This is a genomic window from Burkholderia sp. JKS000303, from assembly GCF_002563755.1.
Classification (GTDB): Bacteria; Pseudomonadota; Gammaproteobacteria; order Burkholderiales; family Burkholderiaceae; genus Burkholderia; species Burkholderia anthina_B.
Genome location: NZ_PDBZ01000006.1, coordinates 34,713 through 50,513, shown reverse-complemented (window position 1 = coordinate 50,513; position 15,801 = coordinate 34,713). Strand labels below are relative to the sequence as shown.

Below are 15,801 nucleotides of genomic sequence, written 5' to 3'. Positions count from 1 at the left end.
GCGCAAGTCTCAACGGTGAATTTGCGGTTTAAGCGCCGCCAACGCGGCAACAACGATCTGACACTGTTGAGAAAACATTGCGCCACGAGTCTATACAGATAAATATTCCGTGACTCTTTCCCCCCTTGAGCGATGCCAGACACACCATTCAAGCGATCGGATGCGGTCAATTGTTCAAAGACAACAAATTGAGACTGCGGACATCTTTTCTGAGAAACAACACCAGATCCGTCGTCGGCCCACCCCGCGTACCTCGAGTACCCGTCACTACGCATACCTTTCACGTCCGGATATCGCGCCGCGAACTCCTTATTCGGCATCGTGGTGATGCCCTTCAACAACACGGACTGACCGTTCCAGTCACTGAAATACCGCATCGTTGCTGACCTGCCTGATTTCTTCGGGCCATTTCAATCTTGGAGAACGACCTCGGTTACGTCAGTTGAACAATACTGCTGCTTGAACTCGTCGGGCGTCAGGTATGCCAGACTTGAATGCGGCCGCACGGCGTTGTAGTGACGCCGCCACTGCTCGATCACGACCGTGGCTTCGGTGCGCGTCCGAAACCATTCGAGGCTCAGGCACTCGTCGCGGAATTTACCGTTGAAGCTCTCGTCCGCACCATTTTGCCAAGGCTTGCCGGGATCACTGAGCGCCATTTCCATCCCGCTATCCGCTGCCCACTTCAGGATGGCGCGCGACACGAACTCCGGACCATTGTCTGAGCGAAGGTAGCGTGGCGCACCGTGGACGCTGACCAGCTTCGACAGAACCTCGATGACCCGTCCGGAGCGGATCGATCCCGCAACATCGATGGCCAGGCACTCACGCGTGTATTCATCAATCACCGTCAGGCATTTCAGTTGCTGGCCGTTGGCGCAGGCGTCGAACACGAAGTCATACGCCCAGACATGTCGAGCCGCTGTCGCGGGCTGTGGCCGCGGGCGACTGACCGACACGCGTCTACGCGGACGCTTGCGAGGCACCTGCAGCCCCGCAAGACGCCAAAGCCGCCAGGCCCGGTCGGCGCTCATCGGATGGCCTTGCCGCTCCAGAAAGATCTGGATTCGCCGGTACCCATAGCGTGGATACTGCGCCGACAGAATGCCCATCGCCGCCAGCACCGGCGCATCCCGCACAGTAAGCTTCGATTCGTAATGCAGCGCTGATCGTGCCACCAACATCAGCGCGCACGCACGTCTCTCCGACAGGCCCCTTGCTTTCGCGTAAGCGACCTGCTGGCGTCGGGCGGGCGCGCTCACCACTTTTTTGTGTTGATCTCGCGCATCACGTCCAGTTCCAGATCACGTTCCGCCAGTATCTTCTTCAGCCGCGCGTTCTCTTGCTCGAGTTGCTTGAGCCGCTTGACGTCGGCCGCCTCCAGCCCGCCGAAATGCTGGCGCCAGTTGTAGATCGTCTGCTCGCTGATCCCATGCTTCTTCGCGACCTCGGCGACTGGCGCCTTGTCCGCCTCCCGCAGGATCGTCACCATCTGTTCGTCGGTAAATCGGCTCTTCTTCATGACTTCCTTTTTCTCCGTTGGAAGCCATTCTCTCAAGTTTCAGTTGGTCCGAAATTTCCAGGGCAGGTCATTGCCATCATCGTGCTCCTTGATTCGCCACCCTGAAAAAGAAAAACACCCAGGAATCCGAAGATGCATGGGTGTTTGGGTCCTATATGCCGATCGACCGATCATGCCGGTGCGATCGGATTCGCGTACCTGCCCCAGTCGCTGGCTTCTGTCAGCAGGACCGGATCGATCACCTTGTACGGTAAGCCCTCGTCCTTCAAATGTTTGATAGCACCGATGCACGGCTTCGTCGGCTCGTCGTGACACGCCCACGTTTTGCCGTGATCGACACGCATCACGACGATCTCGTGCGGCGTTGGCAGACAGCCGTAGTTCTGGGCCCGCTCGGACATCTCGGTAAACGCAAACGGGCAATCACATTCCGGCGATTGATGGTCGCAGGTCATAGCGTTGATCTCCTCGAGACACAAAAAGAAAAAGACCCAAAAATCCGAGGATTAGTGGGTCTTTTAGATCACGAAATTACATCTTTCGATGCATCGTTTTAGAACGGGATATCATCATCCATCTCGTCGAAACCACCTGCAGGAGCACGCGGTTGTTCGACGCGGCGGCCGACCTGTTCGTCGTCTGCTTTCTCTTCGTCTTCGAGCTTGAACTTCGGCTCGATCTGGTTCTGCAGGATTTCCTTGTAGAACTCGATCACTGCGTTCGAGCGTACGGTGCGGAGCACCTGCCGATCCTTGAGGCCAGCGGCCTTTGCTGCCTCGATTTTCGAGTTCACGGCGTCAACCGCGTCTTCGAAGATTCCGCCTGCCTGCTTGATTTCGCCGTCTTCGCCCTTGAGCTGAACGGTCGAATCGTAGTAGGTGCGATTCGTAGCCTGATCTTCACGACCTTGCCCCGGAAAAACCGAGAAGGCCTTGACGTAGGTGCCACGAGTGACCGTGTCGTTCGCGAGCTTTCGGATCAACATCTGAGCCGCACCACTGTAAAGCGGCAGCGTCACGAGATAGCCTTCCTTCGTGTCGGGATCGACGAACTTGACGCGGATGTCTTGGTAGAGACCGTTGTCGTGTTCGCGCTCGGAGTAGTACGCCGAGGTGATCTCGCCATCGAGCGTAGTGCTCGAAGGAATGCCGTTTTCCTCGAAGAACTTGCGGACTTGACGGGCAACCGTCTTGCCTGCGAACCCGTCGAAGCCGCGCTTCCAAGCTTCCTCACCGACCAATTCGCGTGCTTTGGTGACGATCGCGCGAGTTGCTTCGTTGGAGATCAGAAGGACGCCAGGCGTCGAGCTGTATTCCAGATACATCGACTTCGAAGCACCTGCGTTTTGACGGATAGCCATGGTGATTCTCCTTCAGAGAGTTGCCCGGTTGAGGGCGTAAGAAATGGTTCCCGAGTGGCTCGGGGAATTGACATAGCAAACAGAGATGCACGTGAAAAAGTAGAATGGCGTGATTCGAAAAAAAATTTTCGGGCCCTGCGTCCGTCACCTACGCCTTCGGATGCGCTGCCTCGCCGGCGGCACGACGGTATTCGCTCACGTCCAGCGACAGGAAGGCCGTGGATTCGTCGTTCGGGTCGTCGAACTTGATCCACGCGGCGAGCCGCAGCTTGTCGCCTGTGTCCGAGTTGATCAGCAGGTCACCCGTGTAATCCGGGTGGTTCCGGCCATCGACCTTGCGATCGTTGTCGAACAGGTTTCCCCGGAAGTAGGTCTTGTTCACGCCCTCTCCCGCAACAAACGCGAGACGGATGTACAACTTGCCGCTCGCGGCGGTATCGCGGATCCCCGCGATCGCGATCTTCGTCCCCGATCCGCTACCGGTTACGTCGGCCGCATAGTCGGCAGCGACGCTCTCGCCCTTCTTCTTCCAGAACAGTCGCTTCGGGTCAGTATTGACCCGCAGTTCGGCGCGAAACGCCCTCAGCATGGTTGCAGAAGGTCGCGGGCACCGCGTTTGGACTGTCGCCGGGAGCAACCCTGGATGCTGCTCAGAACCTCTACAACAAGTACAAGCTCACCACCTACCCTCGAGTCGAATGCCAGTATGCGCCGGTCGACATGTGGAAGGAGGCGGCTCAGGTATTCGATGCCGTTCGCGAAAACTTCGGCGCGGATTGGCGCCTGGGCACCAACGCCGACGCCACGCGCCGGTCCCGCGCGTTTGACGACAGTCGGCTCGGCGAGCACTTTGCGATTTTGCCAACGACGACCCGTGCGCGGGTTGCGGATCTGCCCGGGCCTGAGCGGCTCGTGTACGGCGAGATTGTCCGGCGCTACATGGCGCAGTTCCATGAGGACTACGTCTACGATTCAACCGCCATTGAGGTCATTGTCGAAGGCGAGCGCTTCACGACCCGCGGCATCGTGCCTGTATCGCTTGGCTGGCGCTCTCTCTACCCGAACGACGCTGACGACGGCGGCGCAACGGCGCTTCCGCCTCTAGTGGTTGGCGAAGCAGTGCGCATGGACACCGTGCAAATCGAGAGTAAGGTGACGTCCCCCCCTCCGCGTTTCACGAGCTCGACGCTGCTCGACGCGATCAAGAACGTTCACCTGTTCGTTCAGGATCCAGCCATCAAGAAGGTTCTGAAGGAGCGCGGGCTCGGCACCTCCGCGACCCGCGGCCCAACGATTGACGAGCTGGTCCATGCACACTTCTTCGAAGAGGTGAAAGACGGACGTAACAAGGTGCTTGTTCCGACGCCGAAAGCACGGGCGTATGCCCGTGCGCTGCCGTCGGACCTCATCAAACCGGACTTTACCGCCTGGCTCGAGGACAAACTGGGCGAGGTGGCGGATGGTTCGCTTTCAAAGACGGACTTCGATACCTACGGGCGCCGCTACGTGCAACGCCTCGTAGCCGGGATGAAGGACGGGTCCGTTGCGAACGCGATGCCGACGCCGCAGGACCTTCCGGCGGCTGTCGTCGTGAAGCGCAACCGTGGCGGTACAAAGTCGACTGCACCTCGCAAGCCTCGCGCAAAGCCTGCGCCCGGGACGTCGGCCGCGGCCGCCGGAAAATCGCCCGCACAGCCGCAACGCGGTTCGAGCCGCCCGCCCGCGCCCTCTTCTGCTGCAGCAACCACGCGCGGTCACGCGTTCGTACTTGGGGCCCCGAAGGGCGCAACGCAGGCACCCAAGCCAGGCGCCGCGCCGGTGCCCCCGCCAGCGAAACCTGTCGGCAATCCGTTCAATCTGAAGAAGTGACGCCATTCCTCGCGCCAGTCGTCATTTCTTGGTGCTCTGCCCTTTCCACATAGGAGATCACCATGAACACGGCTGTTACCCGCTACCGCAACCAGCTGTTGGTCGCCCGAATTCTTTCCGGGCGGTACCAACAGGAACTTGTCGTTAGCACCAAGGCGAGCACAGCCTCGACTGACGGCGACCGCATTACATACCCCGCAGCATGGATGCTTGCCGACAACGAAGATGTCGCAATCGTCATGGACGGCATTATCGATCACGAGGCGGCGGGCCATGGCCGGCACACCGACTTCCACGCACGTCGCTCGCGAACCCCCATCGTCAACCGGATGGAAAATATCCTGGAAGACATTCGGATCGAGCTGGCCGCCGGCGTCGATTGGCCTGGCATTCCGCGCAATCTGGCTCGCATGGTCGCCGTTCTGGTTCGCTGGGGTGTGTTCGGAAACGCCGAGCTGTTGATGTCTCCGTACTTGGACCCCGGCGCGCTCCTCTGCAATGCGATGTTGCTGAATTGCCGCGCGAAGTTTCTACCCGGACAGGACGAACACCTTGGCATGCTCGCGGCGGCCTCCGGTCGCGCAGCGGAGCAGCGCTTCGGGATGCTTTGGACAGAAGCATGGCGACTGGCTCAGCGTGCGCCGAAGCTCACATCGACGATGGAGGCATGCAAGCTGGCGGCCGACATCGTGAAGTCATTCAAGCTGCCCACTAAGCCAGATGCACCGGAACCGCCGGGTGTCGGGAATGGAAGCGCTGGCTCCGAGCAGGAAGATGGCGAGGCAGGTAGCGGAAGTGGGCCCGCTGACGAGGGAGAAGCGACCGGTCCAACCACACCGGACGGGCAGTCTGGAGTGGGGCTCACACCCAAGCAACGAGCCGCCGCCTCCGCAGCAGTTGACTCCGCCGATAAAGACTTGCCTCAGACGGACCTAGGCGATCTGGCCGGCGCCGCTGTCAATACGCACTCGACGGATGCTCGCGGCCGGGTGGCCCTCCAAGTTCCCAAGGCAGTGAAGGGAACGCAGGCGGTGCCGTACAGCTGGCAGATCCTCGCGACCAGATTGCGCAACAGTCTCGCGGGCGACCTTGCTGCCGAGCTCGACACGCTCGTCTCTCGCCACCGGTCGTATGGCTATGCCGGGCGCGAGCTTGCAACCGGAAAGCTATTTCGCCTTCGACTCGGTGATGGACGTGTCTTCCGAAAGCGTGTCGACACCTATGAGCTAGACACGGCCGTCACGCTACTCGCCGACGTATCGTCCAGCATGGGTGGACTGATGGGTGTAGTCGATCGGGTAAGCGTGCAAGCAGCTCCGCATTCCGGATCTGGCTACGTCGGTGATACCCCGGTCATCGCGACCACGCGGTATAGCGTTACACGGATGGATGTTTCGGGTGGAGCGGCGATGGCAATTGGTGAAGTGCTCGAGCAGTTCGAGATACCAAACGAAGTAATTGGCTTCGGTCGTGCTTATCAGATCATCAAATCTTTCGACGATACGTGGTCTTCGACGTCCGGTCGCAGCGACGCCGTCGCCCTTGGTGCCAGCGCAACGGCGACCGGGATGGCGATGACGATTGCGCTGTCTCGCCTTTACCTAAGGGATGAGGCACGCCGTCTCCTGATCGTATTGACGGATGGCGAAGCGGGCGATCCGGAGATGCTGGCCAGCGCGTATGCGCATGCGAAGTCTGCCGACGTTGAGGTCGTGACGATATTTATCGGCAATAGCACCAGTGGAATTAATCAGACACGGGCCGCGATGAAGTCGGGCGGCTACGCGGGACAGATGTCTGTCGTAAAGAGCCACGCTGAACTTCCGCGATGCGTGATCGAAGCTGTTCGTCGATCAATTTGATCCAACCTCCTCCCCGTCGCTTGCGGCCGGGAGGATTTTTTTTGCCTGCTCATTCGTAACGTACAGGCTTTCGACGCAACTCCATTTCTCGATTTTTAAGACAGGTGGCAATATCACTTCGTCACTCACCAACGACGAGGAGAAAACCACATGGCGGGGTATTTGGAGCTTCTGGCGCAACGAAAACAACTCGATCAACAAATTGCATCGATACGCGACCAGGAGCGCGCGTCGCAAATCGAATCGATTCGAGAAACGATGCGGCTCTACGACATCTCGATCGACGAGATCCGCGTGAAAGCCAGCGGCCGCAAAGGGCAACCGGCGGTGCCGAAGTATCGACACCCGGATACCGGCGCGACCTGGAGCGGCCGCGGCAAACGACCGCGCTGGCTGGGTGACAATCCGGCACAGTTCCTGATTGAGAAGCCGGCGGAAGTGACGCAATAACTATCTCGGTCCTCAAACAGGAGGCAGGCGCCGGACTCGTCGAGATCCGGCACCTGCCACGCTGTAGGATCGGCGAGCGCTGAATGGAAATGGTGCATCACCTTGAGCATTCACAAGCAGGATTGGATTTTCGAGGGCGACCGCGCAAATGGGTTCGTCGCGTTGCTCGCGTACCACCGCCCCCCGTCGGTCGAGCGATCCAATTGCCATTGGATACGGACCAACGAACAAGTCGACGGCATGAGATGCGGGCAGCTCGAGGCTAACGTCCTCCCGCTCCCTGTGGCGCGCAACCGACTGATCGAGATTCTCAAAGCGACGGACTGGCACGGGGTCAATCTTGAGCGAGGTTGGCGTCACGACCTGTCGTTGCACAACACCTCGCTGGATACGCCGGACGACTCCACGGTTCAGGCCTACATTCATGCAATTCATGCACTGGGACTCTCGTGGACACCACCGGAAGCGATGAGTGCGAATCCGTTTGGATGGCGACTCGCCCAGGCGGTCTATCCGTTTGACCCATCGCAATCGAACTGGGATTCGCTCGGCCTCAAGGGAAACGCCGCCGATGCGCTGGGCGAACCGGTCGATCCGGCTCGCCATGTCATCGTCCTGCTGACCGAAGGCGACGACTGACCGATCCGGTCAATCCTGCGCCGATCCCGCAAGCATTGCTCAGCATTGCGAAGTCATCACGTCCATTCCATCTACCATCCCTTCTCGAAGTCGGGATCAACGATGTAGGACCCTCGGGGTCCGCAAACTGCGATAGGACGCTCGCGCACCGCGCGCAAAAACGTCCGCCACCGGATCTTCCTCCTGCACAGCAGCGAAGCCGCGTTGAACGTATACCTGATCGCGTAAAGCATGGCATCGGCTCCCGACGTTAGGCAGCAGTGGCCGGAGTGCGGGTCGATTCGCGCCGCTGCGCCGCATACCAGACCATCATCGCGAAGTTGCCGACGTGGACCGCAAGCCTCGGATCGTTTGCGCATTGGATTCCGTGCGCGAGCAGGTTGTCGACAATGTCAGGCAACAATGCCGGATCGTCCCAGCCCACGCGCCCCTCGGCGACCTTGCGCGACATCGCGCCCTTCATCGCGACCGTGAACGCGTCGATCGCCGCGTTGATCCCGGCGAGTTCGGCGGCGATCTCGTCGGCGCTCAGCACTTTGTTGTCGGGCAGTTTGCGCATGCGCTTCCTCCTGGGTTCAATCGACGTCGAGGTGACGTCGTCGCGGTAGTATCGCGACCCAGCGAAAAATGCAGAAACCTCCGGAGACAAAGAAAAACCCTCGATCACCAAAAGGCAATGCGAGGGTTTGAGATCAACGAAGCTTCTTGCCCGGGGGCAATCCGAGGACTTGTCTGTTCTCGTTTTGAGCCCAGAAGTCCACGTCTTGGCCGACTGATGCAGCCATGATTTCTTCGAAACGGACAAAGTCCTGATAGAGGCGCTGACGTTTGAAGTCGCCCTGCCGATCCTTCTCACGGACGTAATCCAGGCGGGCCTGGAAGTCCATGTAGAACCACTTGCTGTTGTACGGGACGAACGCGATGTGATCTCCGATGAAATGCGTCACGGGCCCAGGCATCTCCCCTCGAATGAAGCTCGAGGGAACGCTAAGGATCATGCCGGCATGCTTTCGGAGCAGCGGTTCATCCAGCTTCGACGTGCCGTAGCACACAGCGGCATACAGCGTGCCCGACAACTCGAATTGAGTGACGGACAGGCAATAGTGCGGCCGTGGACCAGGTTGGTTCGGGTGGGAATCGTAAGGAAAGCGGCACTTCAACACGGCGCCTCGCACAAATGGCGAGGAGCTCATGAGCAGGCCTTATCGGGAGGGTGTAGCCGGTTCGTTGAGTCGATCGAGCCCGTACTTCTTTCGGAACTCCGGCAGGGTCATGCCGAGCTTGGCAATCATCTTGTCCCGCATTCCGATCAATGCTTCGGCCGGAACGGACGCAGCGATATAGCCCGTCACTCCTGAGGGAGTCACGACCTTGACCACTTCTTCGCCGTTATCTGAAATGAACCGTTCCATGAGGGCATGATACACCCGCACGATCCGGCCCAGCAATCGCCCGATTGGGATGTCGGATTTGAAACGCATGATGGATTTCCTCCAAGTGTTGGCCATCGGCCAGAAGTCATAGTGGAAAGAAATGCATGCGAGAGCGTGGAATGGCGACCTCGGCCACCGCGCTATGGGCACCGCGTCAGCGCCCATACCAGACAAACGCCTGTGCCCCAAGGGTGTCTACGACACCGGGCAGATCGCGCATGCGGTTTCCGCCTTGCTGAAGTCCGAGGAACTCGAGAAGGATGGTCGCCGTCGCGGAGCGAGGCGACCAGACGGCCGAATGACGTGTGTCCAGTACTACCTCATCACGCCCGCCGCGCTCGCAGCCATGGCGCCGCCCGATCGAACCTTGTGCGAATCGGTCGGCGTGGATCCGGAGAGGGTCGTCGAAATGCCTTTTCGTGTCACCCCGGCGTCAGTCGCCTATCTCGCCATGCAGTTGGCCATCACGGGCCCGCGGCGGAATCGCATGGCACATACGATCCGCGCTCGCTATGGCGCAACTGCGATCACACCTAAGCCGGAAAGTCCGCCGCTGGCCCCAGTGCAGCTGGATCTTTCGCTCTGAGGCGCGCCTCGTCCGCAATGAAAAATCGCATACTCGAAATCACACGAAACACAATTCCTTACGTGAAGGAATTGATGCCGCTTGCGCAGTCAGTGACGTCTTGCCTGTTGATGCAACAACTCGACTACTGGTTCAGTACGTATCCCGAAGGGTTCTGGAAATTCCAGGACATCGCCCCCAAGCACCCCTGGTACAAGCCCGGCACGAGCTGGGCCGAAGAGCTCGGCTTCAGCGTCAAGGAATTCCGGACCGCCTTCGACAACATCGGCGTGCGCTACAACTCGAAGTCCGACTGGATTGCGGCTGGGGGCGAATTCAAGGGGAAGTTCTACGCCTGCTACACCGACAAGCGCGAAGGGACGACCTGGTACTTCCGAAATCACGCGCTCGTGGATACCGCGCTCGACACGTTGATGCACGACGCGCCGGCATCGCGCGGTCGGGCGATGCCTGACGGATCTGGCGGTGCGGCGCCGACGCAAGGCGTGGCTCCTGTGACGCCTGACATGCTGAAAAACGTCGATGCTGGAGAGGGCCTGCTTGCGTCGTCGACGTCGACTGGGAAAAATGAGGGATTCGCGCAAGTCCTTGATTTTATTCCAGATGCCCAAACGGCATCTCCTGTAAATGCACCCTCCGCAACCGGAGAAGTCGCCCAAAGTTATCCACAGGTGGGGACGGCCGCAGCCGACGCGCAAGTCGTTGATTTTGCTCCAGATGCCGAAAGGGCATTTACAGTAAATCCGCTGCAAGTGGCTGATTTTATTGCAGATGCCGAATGGGAATCTCCAGGAAATTCCCTTTCGGCAGGTGCTCTAATATGTAAACAGAGATTAGTTACAGATATAAAAACAACAACCACTGTGCCGCACAGCGAACCGACTGTGGATAACGCCGCTGTGGTGTCGGCCGACTGTGAAAACCGTGGTTGTGGTGAGAGAGAAAATTCGTTTACCCCCGAAACCCCATCGGACCGATCAACCGCATCGGTCGCGTCTGGGGCGGTCCAAGCGAACGTACATGGTGCAGACCCCGCCTCGACAGATGTTTCTGCGCTCGTCTTCCCGAGCGCGCTGCGCGCGCACGAACTTGAGCCACTGAAGGCCCTGATCCAGGACTGCCCGCCCTTTGCTCGACAGATGGTGCTCGACGAAATCGCCGGCGCCCTCGCTAAACCGGGCACGATCCGGCGCAGCACGGTCGCCTACGCGCGCGGGATGATCAATTCGGTACATCAATCAAATACGTTCGAGCCAAGCTTGGGCCTCGCAATTCGTGCTGGCCGCGAAAGCGAACTGCACCGGCGCGCGCGGGAGGTGGCGACAACTGCATCGCAGGCAGGTGCGGGTGCAGATCCCAGTCGTGCCGGCATTCGAATTCTGACCGATGAAGAACTGGCGGTGCTCCCGGACGCGCTGCGTGCCCGCGCAACTGAAGCGCGCACTCGTCAACTGAGCTTGCTCGCTGGGGGTGTCCATCACCAAAACGTTTGACAAACTATTAAACGATTAATAGTATCGTCCTTGCACCCTACGGGATGCGCTTAAGTGCCTCGGTAGTTTTGAAGCTGGCGCCAGCACGGGCCAGCGATTTTTTCGGGGCGGGTGATGGGTAAGGCGACGGGCCGATTCTAGGACGGTGCGCACGAACCAACAGGTGATTGAATGATTCGTCGGGAATACAGAGTCTTCACGATGTGCAGTGGCCTTGGCGGTGGCGCAAAGGGCTTCCGGAAGGCGAAGTCTCGCGTTGGCGAGAAGGTTGCGACGTGGCGCTGCATCGGGGGTGTCGATAACGATCCGGCCGCGTGTCGTGATTTCAAGAGTCTTGTGGGGGCCGACTGCACTCTGATGGATCTGTTCACGCGTGAGCGCATCGGCAACGCTGTACCTCCGGACGCGGCGGAGGCAATCGCGGAGGTGATGGGCACGACGCTGCTGCTGGCCGAGTCCGGCGAGACGTTTCAGCTTTCCGCAACGCCTGTCTGGGTGCGCCCGATCGCCATCGCCCTGACCCTGCCCCCTGCTGCCTGACCACCGAGGAACATACCGTGACCACCGAAGCAACCCTTACCCTGTCCGCAGATCAGCAAGCAGTCGCACAAAAGAAGATCACCGATCTGCACCATGCAGTCGGGACGATCTATTCCATCATAAAAGATGGCCGCGAGCTTGACGCGGAACTCGCAACGAATTGCGTCAAGGTTGCCGAATTCAACCTCGCGGACCTGTGCAAAGCGCTCGGCGTCGAAACCTTCAGCGCTGCAGAGCGCGAGCAGCGCTACGCCGAACTGCGAAAGGCCAATCTGCGCATCCGCGACCTCGAAGCGCAGATCGGCGCGACGCTTTCACCTGAGGCTGCGCAGCACGCCATCAAGAACATCGCAGAGCGCCTGAATAATTGGTGGAGGCACGAGGGTTTCGGGTACGTTCACGAACTCAACTTCGGCATGTACGGCGTATGCCGCGGCGAATTTTCGTGCAGCCTCAGGGGCACGCCTTGGTTGCTCGACTCAGATACCCCGGAAACCGACAAGAAGACCAAAGCCACCTGGATAGAAGGCATGCGCGAACGCGGCTTCGAGCTGGTCATGCCGCTGCGACGCCAAGCACAAGCAGCGCGACGACCAGCTTCTTTTGCTTCGACATCTGGTTCTTCGGCGCTTGCGTCTTCGCGGCCACGGCGGCCACGGGCGCCGGCGGGCTTGCGGGGCTCGGCTCGCCCCGCGCCGACGTGTTTCTGGGCGCGCCGACGATGATCTCGAATGCCTCGAAGTAGGGTTCGAGCACCATCCGTACCCTCTGTGTGTCAGTGCGGCCCGCTACGGGATCGCCCGGGCGCGACACGCGCTGGTACAACGCATGCCATTGGCTGAACCGAAGGTACACGGGATCGGTTTTTCCGATCGCTCTGGTTGCGGCGTCTTCGAGGTCGGCGAGGAGCGCACTGCTGGTCAGGACATCGACCACCTTCTTCAGGTCGTAGTGGGCGCCGAGGCGATCCCATACGCCAAAGATTGCCGAGAGTGCTTCTCGGGCACTCTCGCGCGAGAACCGAATACTGACGGTTGAGAGTGCCGCCTCGTCGAAGATGTCCGACCGATCGATCAACTCGAGGACGAACCCCGCTTTGTCATTTCCGGCGCTTTCCGTGCTTTGGAGGATCTTGTTGATGCGCTCGAGCGTGAGCTCGCGCGAGAAGAGTTCCGTAGACATGTCTGTCCTTCCGTATGTCGATGCAGTTGACTATTCCGGGTCGCGGAACTTGCCATGCGCCCGATCTTGAAGCTCAGCGTCGATTACCGAGCACGCCGAATCTACGGGACGTGTGCGTTTATCAGAAATCATCCAGCGCTCAGGGATCGGCCAACGTCGGCGCCTACAAGATCGGCAGCCAGTTCCTCGGTTTCTGCATTTCGAGAAGCGTCGGTACCTTGTAGCCAACGTCTCTAGCAAGGAGCGAAACCATGAAGCTGTCGACTCTCACGAAGGTCCAACTCGCTGCGACGGCCGCGCTACTTTTGACCGCCGGCGTGTGCGAAGTCGTTAGTGAGGAGCTCGGGCCGCTGTTTGCGACTGTCTTGCTGACGGCCGCGGCGCTTACAGCAGGGATGGCGGTGATCGGCGGCTTAGTCGACTGCGTCGCGGAAGGGCCGGGACACAGTTCCTGAGGAGGTGTTTCATGAGCGACGTCGAGCGAAACTTTCCCGAGGAACTTCGCACTCAGTTTCGGCGTCGATTCGATATACGCCAGGTTACGTACGAAGAGCGCCGCGGTCTTCGGGCCCCACCCCGGTTGCAAGGCGAGACCATCGACCAGGCCGAGTTTTCCACCGGCAGTGATGAGATGGTGAAAGGCGGCGAAGCTTTCATACGCTCGCTGATCTCGAATCCCTTGGAAGAATTCACAGATCGGGTCAAGTTTCGGTTTGGACTGCGTCTGCAGCGCTCGGTGCATCAATAGCAACGCGCGATCGGCAACCGTCGCCGGCGACAGCGACTCGCCGAGGAAGCCTTGTTGGATCGCTGCATTGACGTGGTGGTGCTCGACCAAGAACGCATAGAGCTCCCTGATCGGTTTCGGTCGTGCTGTCATCGTCATGACCCGTGCATTGTTTGTGTTCGAAGGTGCGCGTCTGGATCGGGCCTCACGCCCGCCCCGGTCCCCATCGTCTCGTTTTCCTTCTTGCCCCACCGCGACCCGCTTTCGATCATAGATCAGTGCGATATGGGGCACCCGATTCGCCGTTACGCGCCGCGGCGGGCCGCCAGCCGCGCGTGATACTTGGCCGCTTCCTGGCGCATCCGCTGCTGTTCCGCGTTCACGTAGATCGTGGTGGTCTGCAACGACGCGTGGCCGAGCACCTGCTGCAGCACCTCGAGCGCCATGCCGGCGGCCGCGGACTGCGTGCCGAAGGTGTGGCGGAATGCGTGCGGGGAGGTCCGGGCCAGCTGACGGCGGCTCGCCTCGGCGAGTTCGGGCAACTGCTCGAGCAGCCGCGCGAGCGCGCGCGTGACGACGCGCCTGGCCGCGCGCGGCGTGTAGCCCGCCACACGCGTGAGCTCCCCCGCCTCCGTGACGCCGAACTTGGCGCGACCGGCCGGCGTTGGCGGCACCACGGTCGGCGCGACCAGCGGCCCGTCGGTCGCGCCGGCGTCGAAGTCGAGACCGCGGTCCGCCCAGTGCGCGCGCAACGCCGCGACGATGTCGTCGGTGACCGGCACGAAGCGCTCCTTGCGGCCCTTGCCGATCACGCGCAGCAGCCAGGTCGCCGGCGTGTCATCCTCGGCCGGCCACCACTGCAGGCCCTCGCGCGCGACGCTCACCGCCTCCTCGATGCGCAGCCCCGCATCGCCCATCAGCAGGATCAGCGCGCGCGCGATGCGCCAGTCCGGGCCCAACGGCCCGTAACCGTCCGCGCGCGCGGCGAGCTCGGCGCGCACCGTCGCCCACACGTCGATCGGCAGCGCCCGCTGCACCTGCAGCGCGGTCGCCCGCTTCAGCGGTTTCGGATCCACCACGCCGACCCACGGGTTGCCCGCCAGATAGCGGACCTTCACCAGCCAGTCAAATGCCGCGCGCAGTGTGCGCACCGCATACCGCTGGCTGTCGAGCGAAAGCGGCTGCAACGAGAACGGCCGCCAGCGCCCCGACGCGCGGGACGCCGGCGGCCCGCGAAACGCATCGGCCGGCGACGCCAGAAATGCCTTGTACGCTTCGCAGTCGTCGATCAGCACCGAGGACAGCGGGCGCCCGCGCTCGAGCACGCACCACAGCACGAAGCGCTCGAGCTCGCGCCAGTACGCGCGCTGCGTGGCCGGCTGGCCGTCATAGCGGTGCAGGTAGGCGAACACCGCGTCGAGATCGTGCGCCGCGGCGATGTACGGAAACGCCGGCGCGCGATTGGCGCCGTGCGCGCCGGCCAGCTCCTGCGGCATGCGCAGCCGGTGGATCGGCACCAGCTGGTCGCGGCGCGGCGTGACACGCGCGTCCGGCGCGGCCACCAGCGGATCGACGCCGTCGACGTCGACAGCGATCGTCGCGTCGAGCGTGTCGGCATGCCGGCGCAGCCAGGCGACGATCGCGCGGGCGCGGCCAACGCCGATGCGCGGTACCGAGCGCCACCAGCTGCCGCCGCGCCGGTTGCAGTACGCGATAAGTTCGCCGAGCGTGCGCACCTCGACATCGGCCAGGCGCTGCGCGACGATCGACCGGAACCAGCGCGCGATTGCGTGGTCGGCTGCGGGGGCCGCCTTGGCCCAGCTGCCGGCGGCCTGCTCGATCATCTGCAGCGACACAGGCGTCAGGCGAGGCTCGCCGTATTTGCGGATCGACGTCTGCAGGTGCTCCTGCAGGACCGGCGAGCCCTCGCGCAGCGCGATCGACACGAGGTCGTCGCGCATGGTGCGCAGCAGGCGCTCGACGTCCAGCGGCTCGAGCTCGTCGGGGTCGAAGTAGAGCCGCGCGATCGTCGCGATCGGCAGGCCTTTCACGCGGGCGCGCAGCGCGGTGAATTCCGTGCGCGTGTAGGTGCGCGGCGGCGGCAGGTCGAGCTGCTGAGGACGATTTGCCACGGTGTC

The 15,801-nt window shown here is 61.2% G+C and carries 16 protein-coding genes and 1 pseudogene; 8 read left to right on the top strand and 9 right to left on the bottom strand.

The features are described 5' to 3' along the window. Window positions 1-410: 410 nt before the first annotated feature. From BX604_RS37965 to BX604_RS37950, 4 genes are all read right to left on the bottom strand, one after another. Window positions 411-1,522, bottom strand: a protein-coding gene (locus tag BX604_RS37965; protein WP_098550017.1) for an IS3 family transposase whose coding sequence is annotated in 2 segments (ribosomal slippage) — window positions 411-1,273 and window positions 1,273-1,522 — 1,113 coding nt in all. Because the reading frame shifts where the segments join, the coding sequence is not laid out codon by codon here. Window positions 1,523-1,692: 170 nt separating this feature from the next. After that, a complete protein-coding gene (locus BX604_RS37960) occupies window positions 1,693-1,977 on the bottom strand; it encodes a hypothetical protein (RefSeq protein WP_143748214.1) in 285 nt (94 codons plus the stop codon). A gap of 98 nt (window positions 1,978-2,075) precedes the next feature. Next, entirely contained in the window at window positions 2,076-2,882 is an 807-nt protein-coding gene (locus BX604_RS37955; protein ID WP_098557284.1) for a hypothetical protein, read from the bottom strand. Between the two features lie 148 nt (window positions 2,883-3,030). Further along, window positions 3,031-3,471 (bottom strand): hypothetical protein, encoded by a 441-nt coding sequence (locus tag BX604_RS37950; protein WP_098557281.1) that lies wholly within the window; start codon window positions 3,469-3,471, stop codon window positions 3,031-3,033. 2 nt (window positions 3,472-3,473) lie between these two features. On the opposite strand from BX604_RS37950, the gene BX604_RS37945 reads away from it, so the two are divergent. From BX604_RS37945 to BX604_RS38845, 4 genes are all read left to right on the top strand, one after another. Beyond that, a complete protein-coding gene (locus BX604_RS37945; RefSeq protein ID WP_098557278.1) occupies window positions 3,474-4,751 on the top strand; it encodes a DNA topoisomerase in 1,278 nt (425 codons plus the stop codon). A gap of 62 nt (window positions 4,752-4,813) precedes the next feature. Continuing rightward, on the top strand, window positions 4,814-6,613 hold the full coding sequence (locus BX604_RS37940) for a VWA domain-containing protein (RefSeq protein WP_098557274.1): 1,800 nt from the start codon (window positions 4,814-4,816) through the stop codon (window positions 6,611-6,613). A gap of 150 nt (window positions 6,614-6,763) precedes the next feature. After that, on the top strand, window positions 6,764-7,063 hold the full coding sequence (locus BX604_RS37935; protein ID WP_098557271.1) for an H-NS histone family protein: 300 nt from the start codon (window positions 6,764-6,766) through the stop codon (window positions 7,061-7,063). A gap of 102 nt (window positions 7,064-7,165) precedes the next feature. Next, the gene (locus BX604_RS38845) at window positions 7,166-7,702 is read left to right on the top strand and encodes a hypothetical protein (RefSeq protein WP_143748213.1); all 537 of its coding nucleotides are present in this window, start codon (window positions 7,166-7,168) and stop codon (window positions 7,700-7,702) included. A 250-nt stretch (window positions 7,703-7,952) separates the two neighbouring features. On the opposite strand, the gene BX604_RS37930 is transcribed toward BX604_RS38845, so the two are convergent. The 3 genes from BX604_RS37930 to BX604_RS37920 all read right to left on the bottom strand — a co-directional run bounded on the left by BX604_RS37930 (window position 7,953) and on the right by BX604_RS37920 (window position 9,183). Continuing rightward, the gene (locus tag BX604_RS37930; RefSeq protein WP_098557268.1) at window positions 7,953-8,261 is read right to left on the bottom strand and encodes a hypothetical protein; all 309 of its coding nucleotides are present in this window, start codon (window positions 8,259-8,261) and stop codon (window positions 7,953-7,955) included. Window positions 8,262-8,394: 133 nt separating this feature from the next. Further along, complete coding sequence (locus BX604_RS37925) at window positions 8,395-8,895, bottom strand: hypothetical protein (protein ID WP_143748212.1); 501 nt, start codon at window positions 8,893-8,895, stop codon at window positions 8,395-8,397. A 9-nt stretch (window positions 8,896-8,904) separates the two neighbouring features. Then, window positions 8,905-9,183: a hypothetical protein gene (locus tag BX604_RS37920; RefSeq protein WP_143748211.1), complete on the bottom strand. Its 279-nt coding sequence runs from the start codon at window positions 9,181-9,183 to the stop codon at window positions 8,905-8,907. A 52-nt stretch (window positions 9,184-9,235) separates the two neighbouring features. Between BX604_RS37920 and BX604_RS37915 the strand changes: the two genes are divergently transcribed. From BX604_RS37915 to BX604_RS38835, 4 genes and pseudogenes are all read left to right on the top strand, one after another. Further along, window positions 9,236-9,721 carry a hypothetical protein gene (locus BX604_RS37915; RefSeq protein WP_098557259.1) on the top strand — a complete coding sequence of 162 codons (486 nt, stop codon included), beginning with the start codon at window positions 9,236-9,238 and terminating at the stop codon, window positions 9,719-9,721. 17 nt (window positions 9,722-9,738) lie between these two features. Beyond that, on the top strand, window positions 9,739-11,214 hold the full coding sequence (locus tag BX604_RS38840) for a hypothetical protein (protein WP_143748209.1): 1,476 nt from the start codon (window positions 9,739-9,741) through the stop codon (window positions 11,212-11,214). 354 nt (window positions 11,215-11,568) lie between these two features. Beyond that, window positions 11,569-11,754: pseudogene (locus tag BX604_RS40065) on the top strand (DNA cytosine methyltransferase); the annotation flags it as partial. Window positions 11,755-11,771: 17 nt separating this feature from the next. Next, the gene (locus BX604_RS38835; protein WP_143748208.1) at window positions 11,772-12,479 is read left to right on the top strand and encodes a hypothetical protein; all 708 of its coding nucleotides are present in this window, start codon (window positions 11,772-11,774) and stop codon (window positions 12,477-12,479) included. Window positions 12,480-13,099: 620 nt separating this feature from the next. On the opposite strand, the gene BX604_RS39875 is transcribed toward BX604_RS38835, so the two are convergent. Beyond that, entirely contained in the window at window positions 13,100-13,822 is a 723-nt protein-coding gene (locus BX604_RS39875) for a hypothetical protein (RefSeq protein WP_257146516.1), read from the bottom strand. 146 nt (window positions 13,823-13,968) lie between these two features. Next, entirely contained in the window at window positions 13,969-15,795 is a 1,827-nt protein-coding gene (locus tag BX604_RS37890) for a phage integrase family protein (RefSeq protein ID WP_098557248.1), read from the bottom strand. Window positions 15,796-15,801 lie beyond the last annotated feature (6 nt).

Coding starts and splice junctions, on each gene's coding strand:
- BX604_RS37960 (WP_143748214.1), bottom strand. CDS start 1,977: ATGACCTGCGACCATCAATCGCCGGAATGTGATTGCCCGTTTGCGTTT.
- BX604_RS37955 (WP_098557284.1), bottom strand. CDS start 2,882: ATGGCTATCCGTCAAAACGCAGGTGCTTCGAAGTCGATGTATCTGGAA.
- BX604_RS37950 (WP_098557281.1), bottom strand. CDS start 3,471: ATGCTGAGGGCGTTTCGCGCCGAACTGCGGGTCAATACTGACCCGAAG.
- BX604_RS37940 (WP_098557274.1), top strand. CDS start 4,814: ATGAACACGGCTGTTACCCGCTACCGCAACCAGCTGTTGGTCGCCCGA.
- BX604_RS37935 (WP_098557271.1), top strand. CDS start 6,764: ATGGCGGGGTATTTGGAGCTTCTGGCGCAACGAAAACAACTCGATCAA.
- BX604_RS37930 (WP_098557268.1), bottom strand. CDS start 8,261: ATGCGCAAACTGCCCGACAACAAAGTGCTGAGCGCCGACGAGATCGCC.
- BX604_RS37925 (WP_143748212.1), bottom strand. CDS start 8,895: ATGAGCTCCTCGCCATTTGTGCGAGGCGCCGTGTTGAAGTGCCGCTTT.
- BX604_RS37920 (WP_143748211.1), bottom strand. CDS start 9,183: ATGCGTTTCAAATCCGACATCCCAATCGGGCGATTGCTGGGCCGGATC.
- BX604_RS37915 (WP_098557259.1), top strand. CDS start 9,236: ATGCATGCGAGAGCGTGGAATGGCGACCTCGGCCACCGCGCTATGGGC.
- BX604_RS38840 (WP_143748209.1), top strand. CDS start 9,739: ATGAAAAATCGCATACTCGAAATCACACGAAACACAATTCCTTACGTG.
- BX604_RS39875 (WP_257146516.1), bottom strand. CDS start 13,822: ATGACGATGACAGCACGACCGAAACCGATCAGGGAGCTCTATGCGTTC.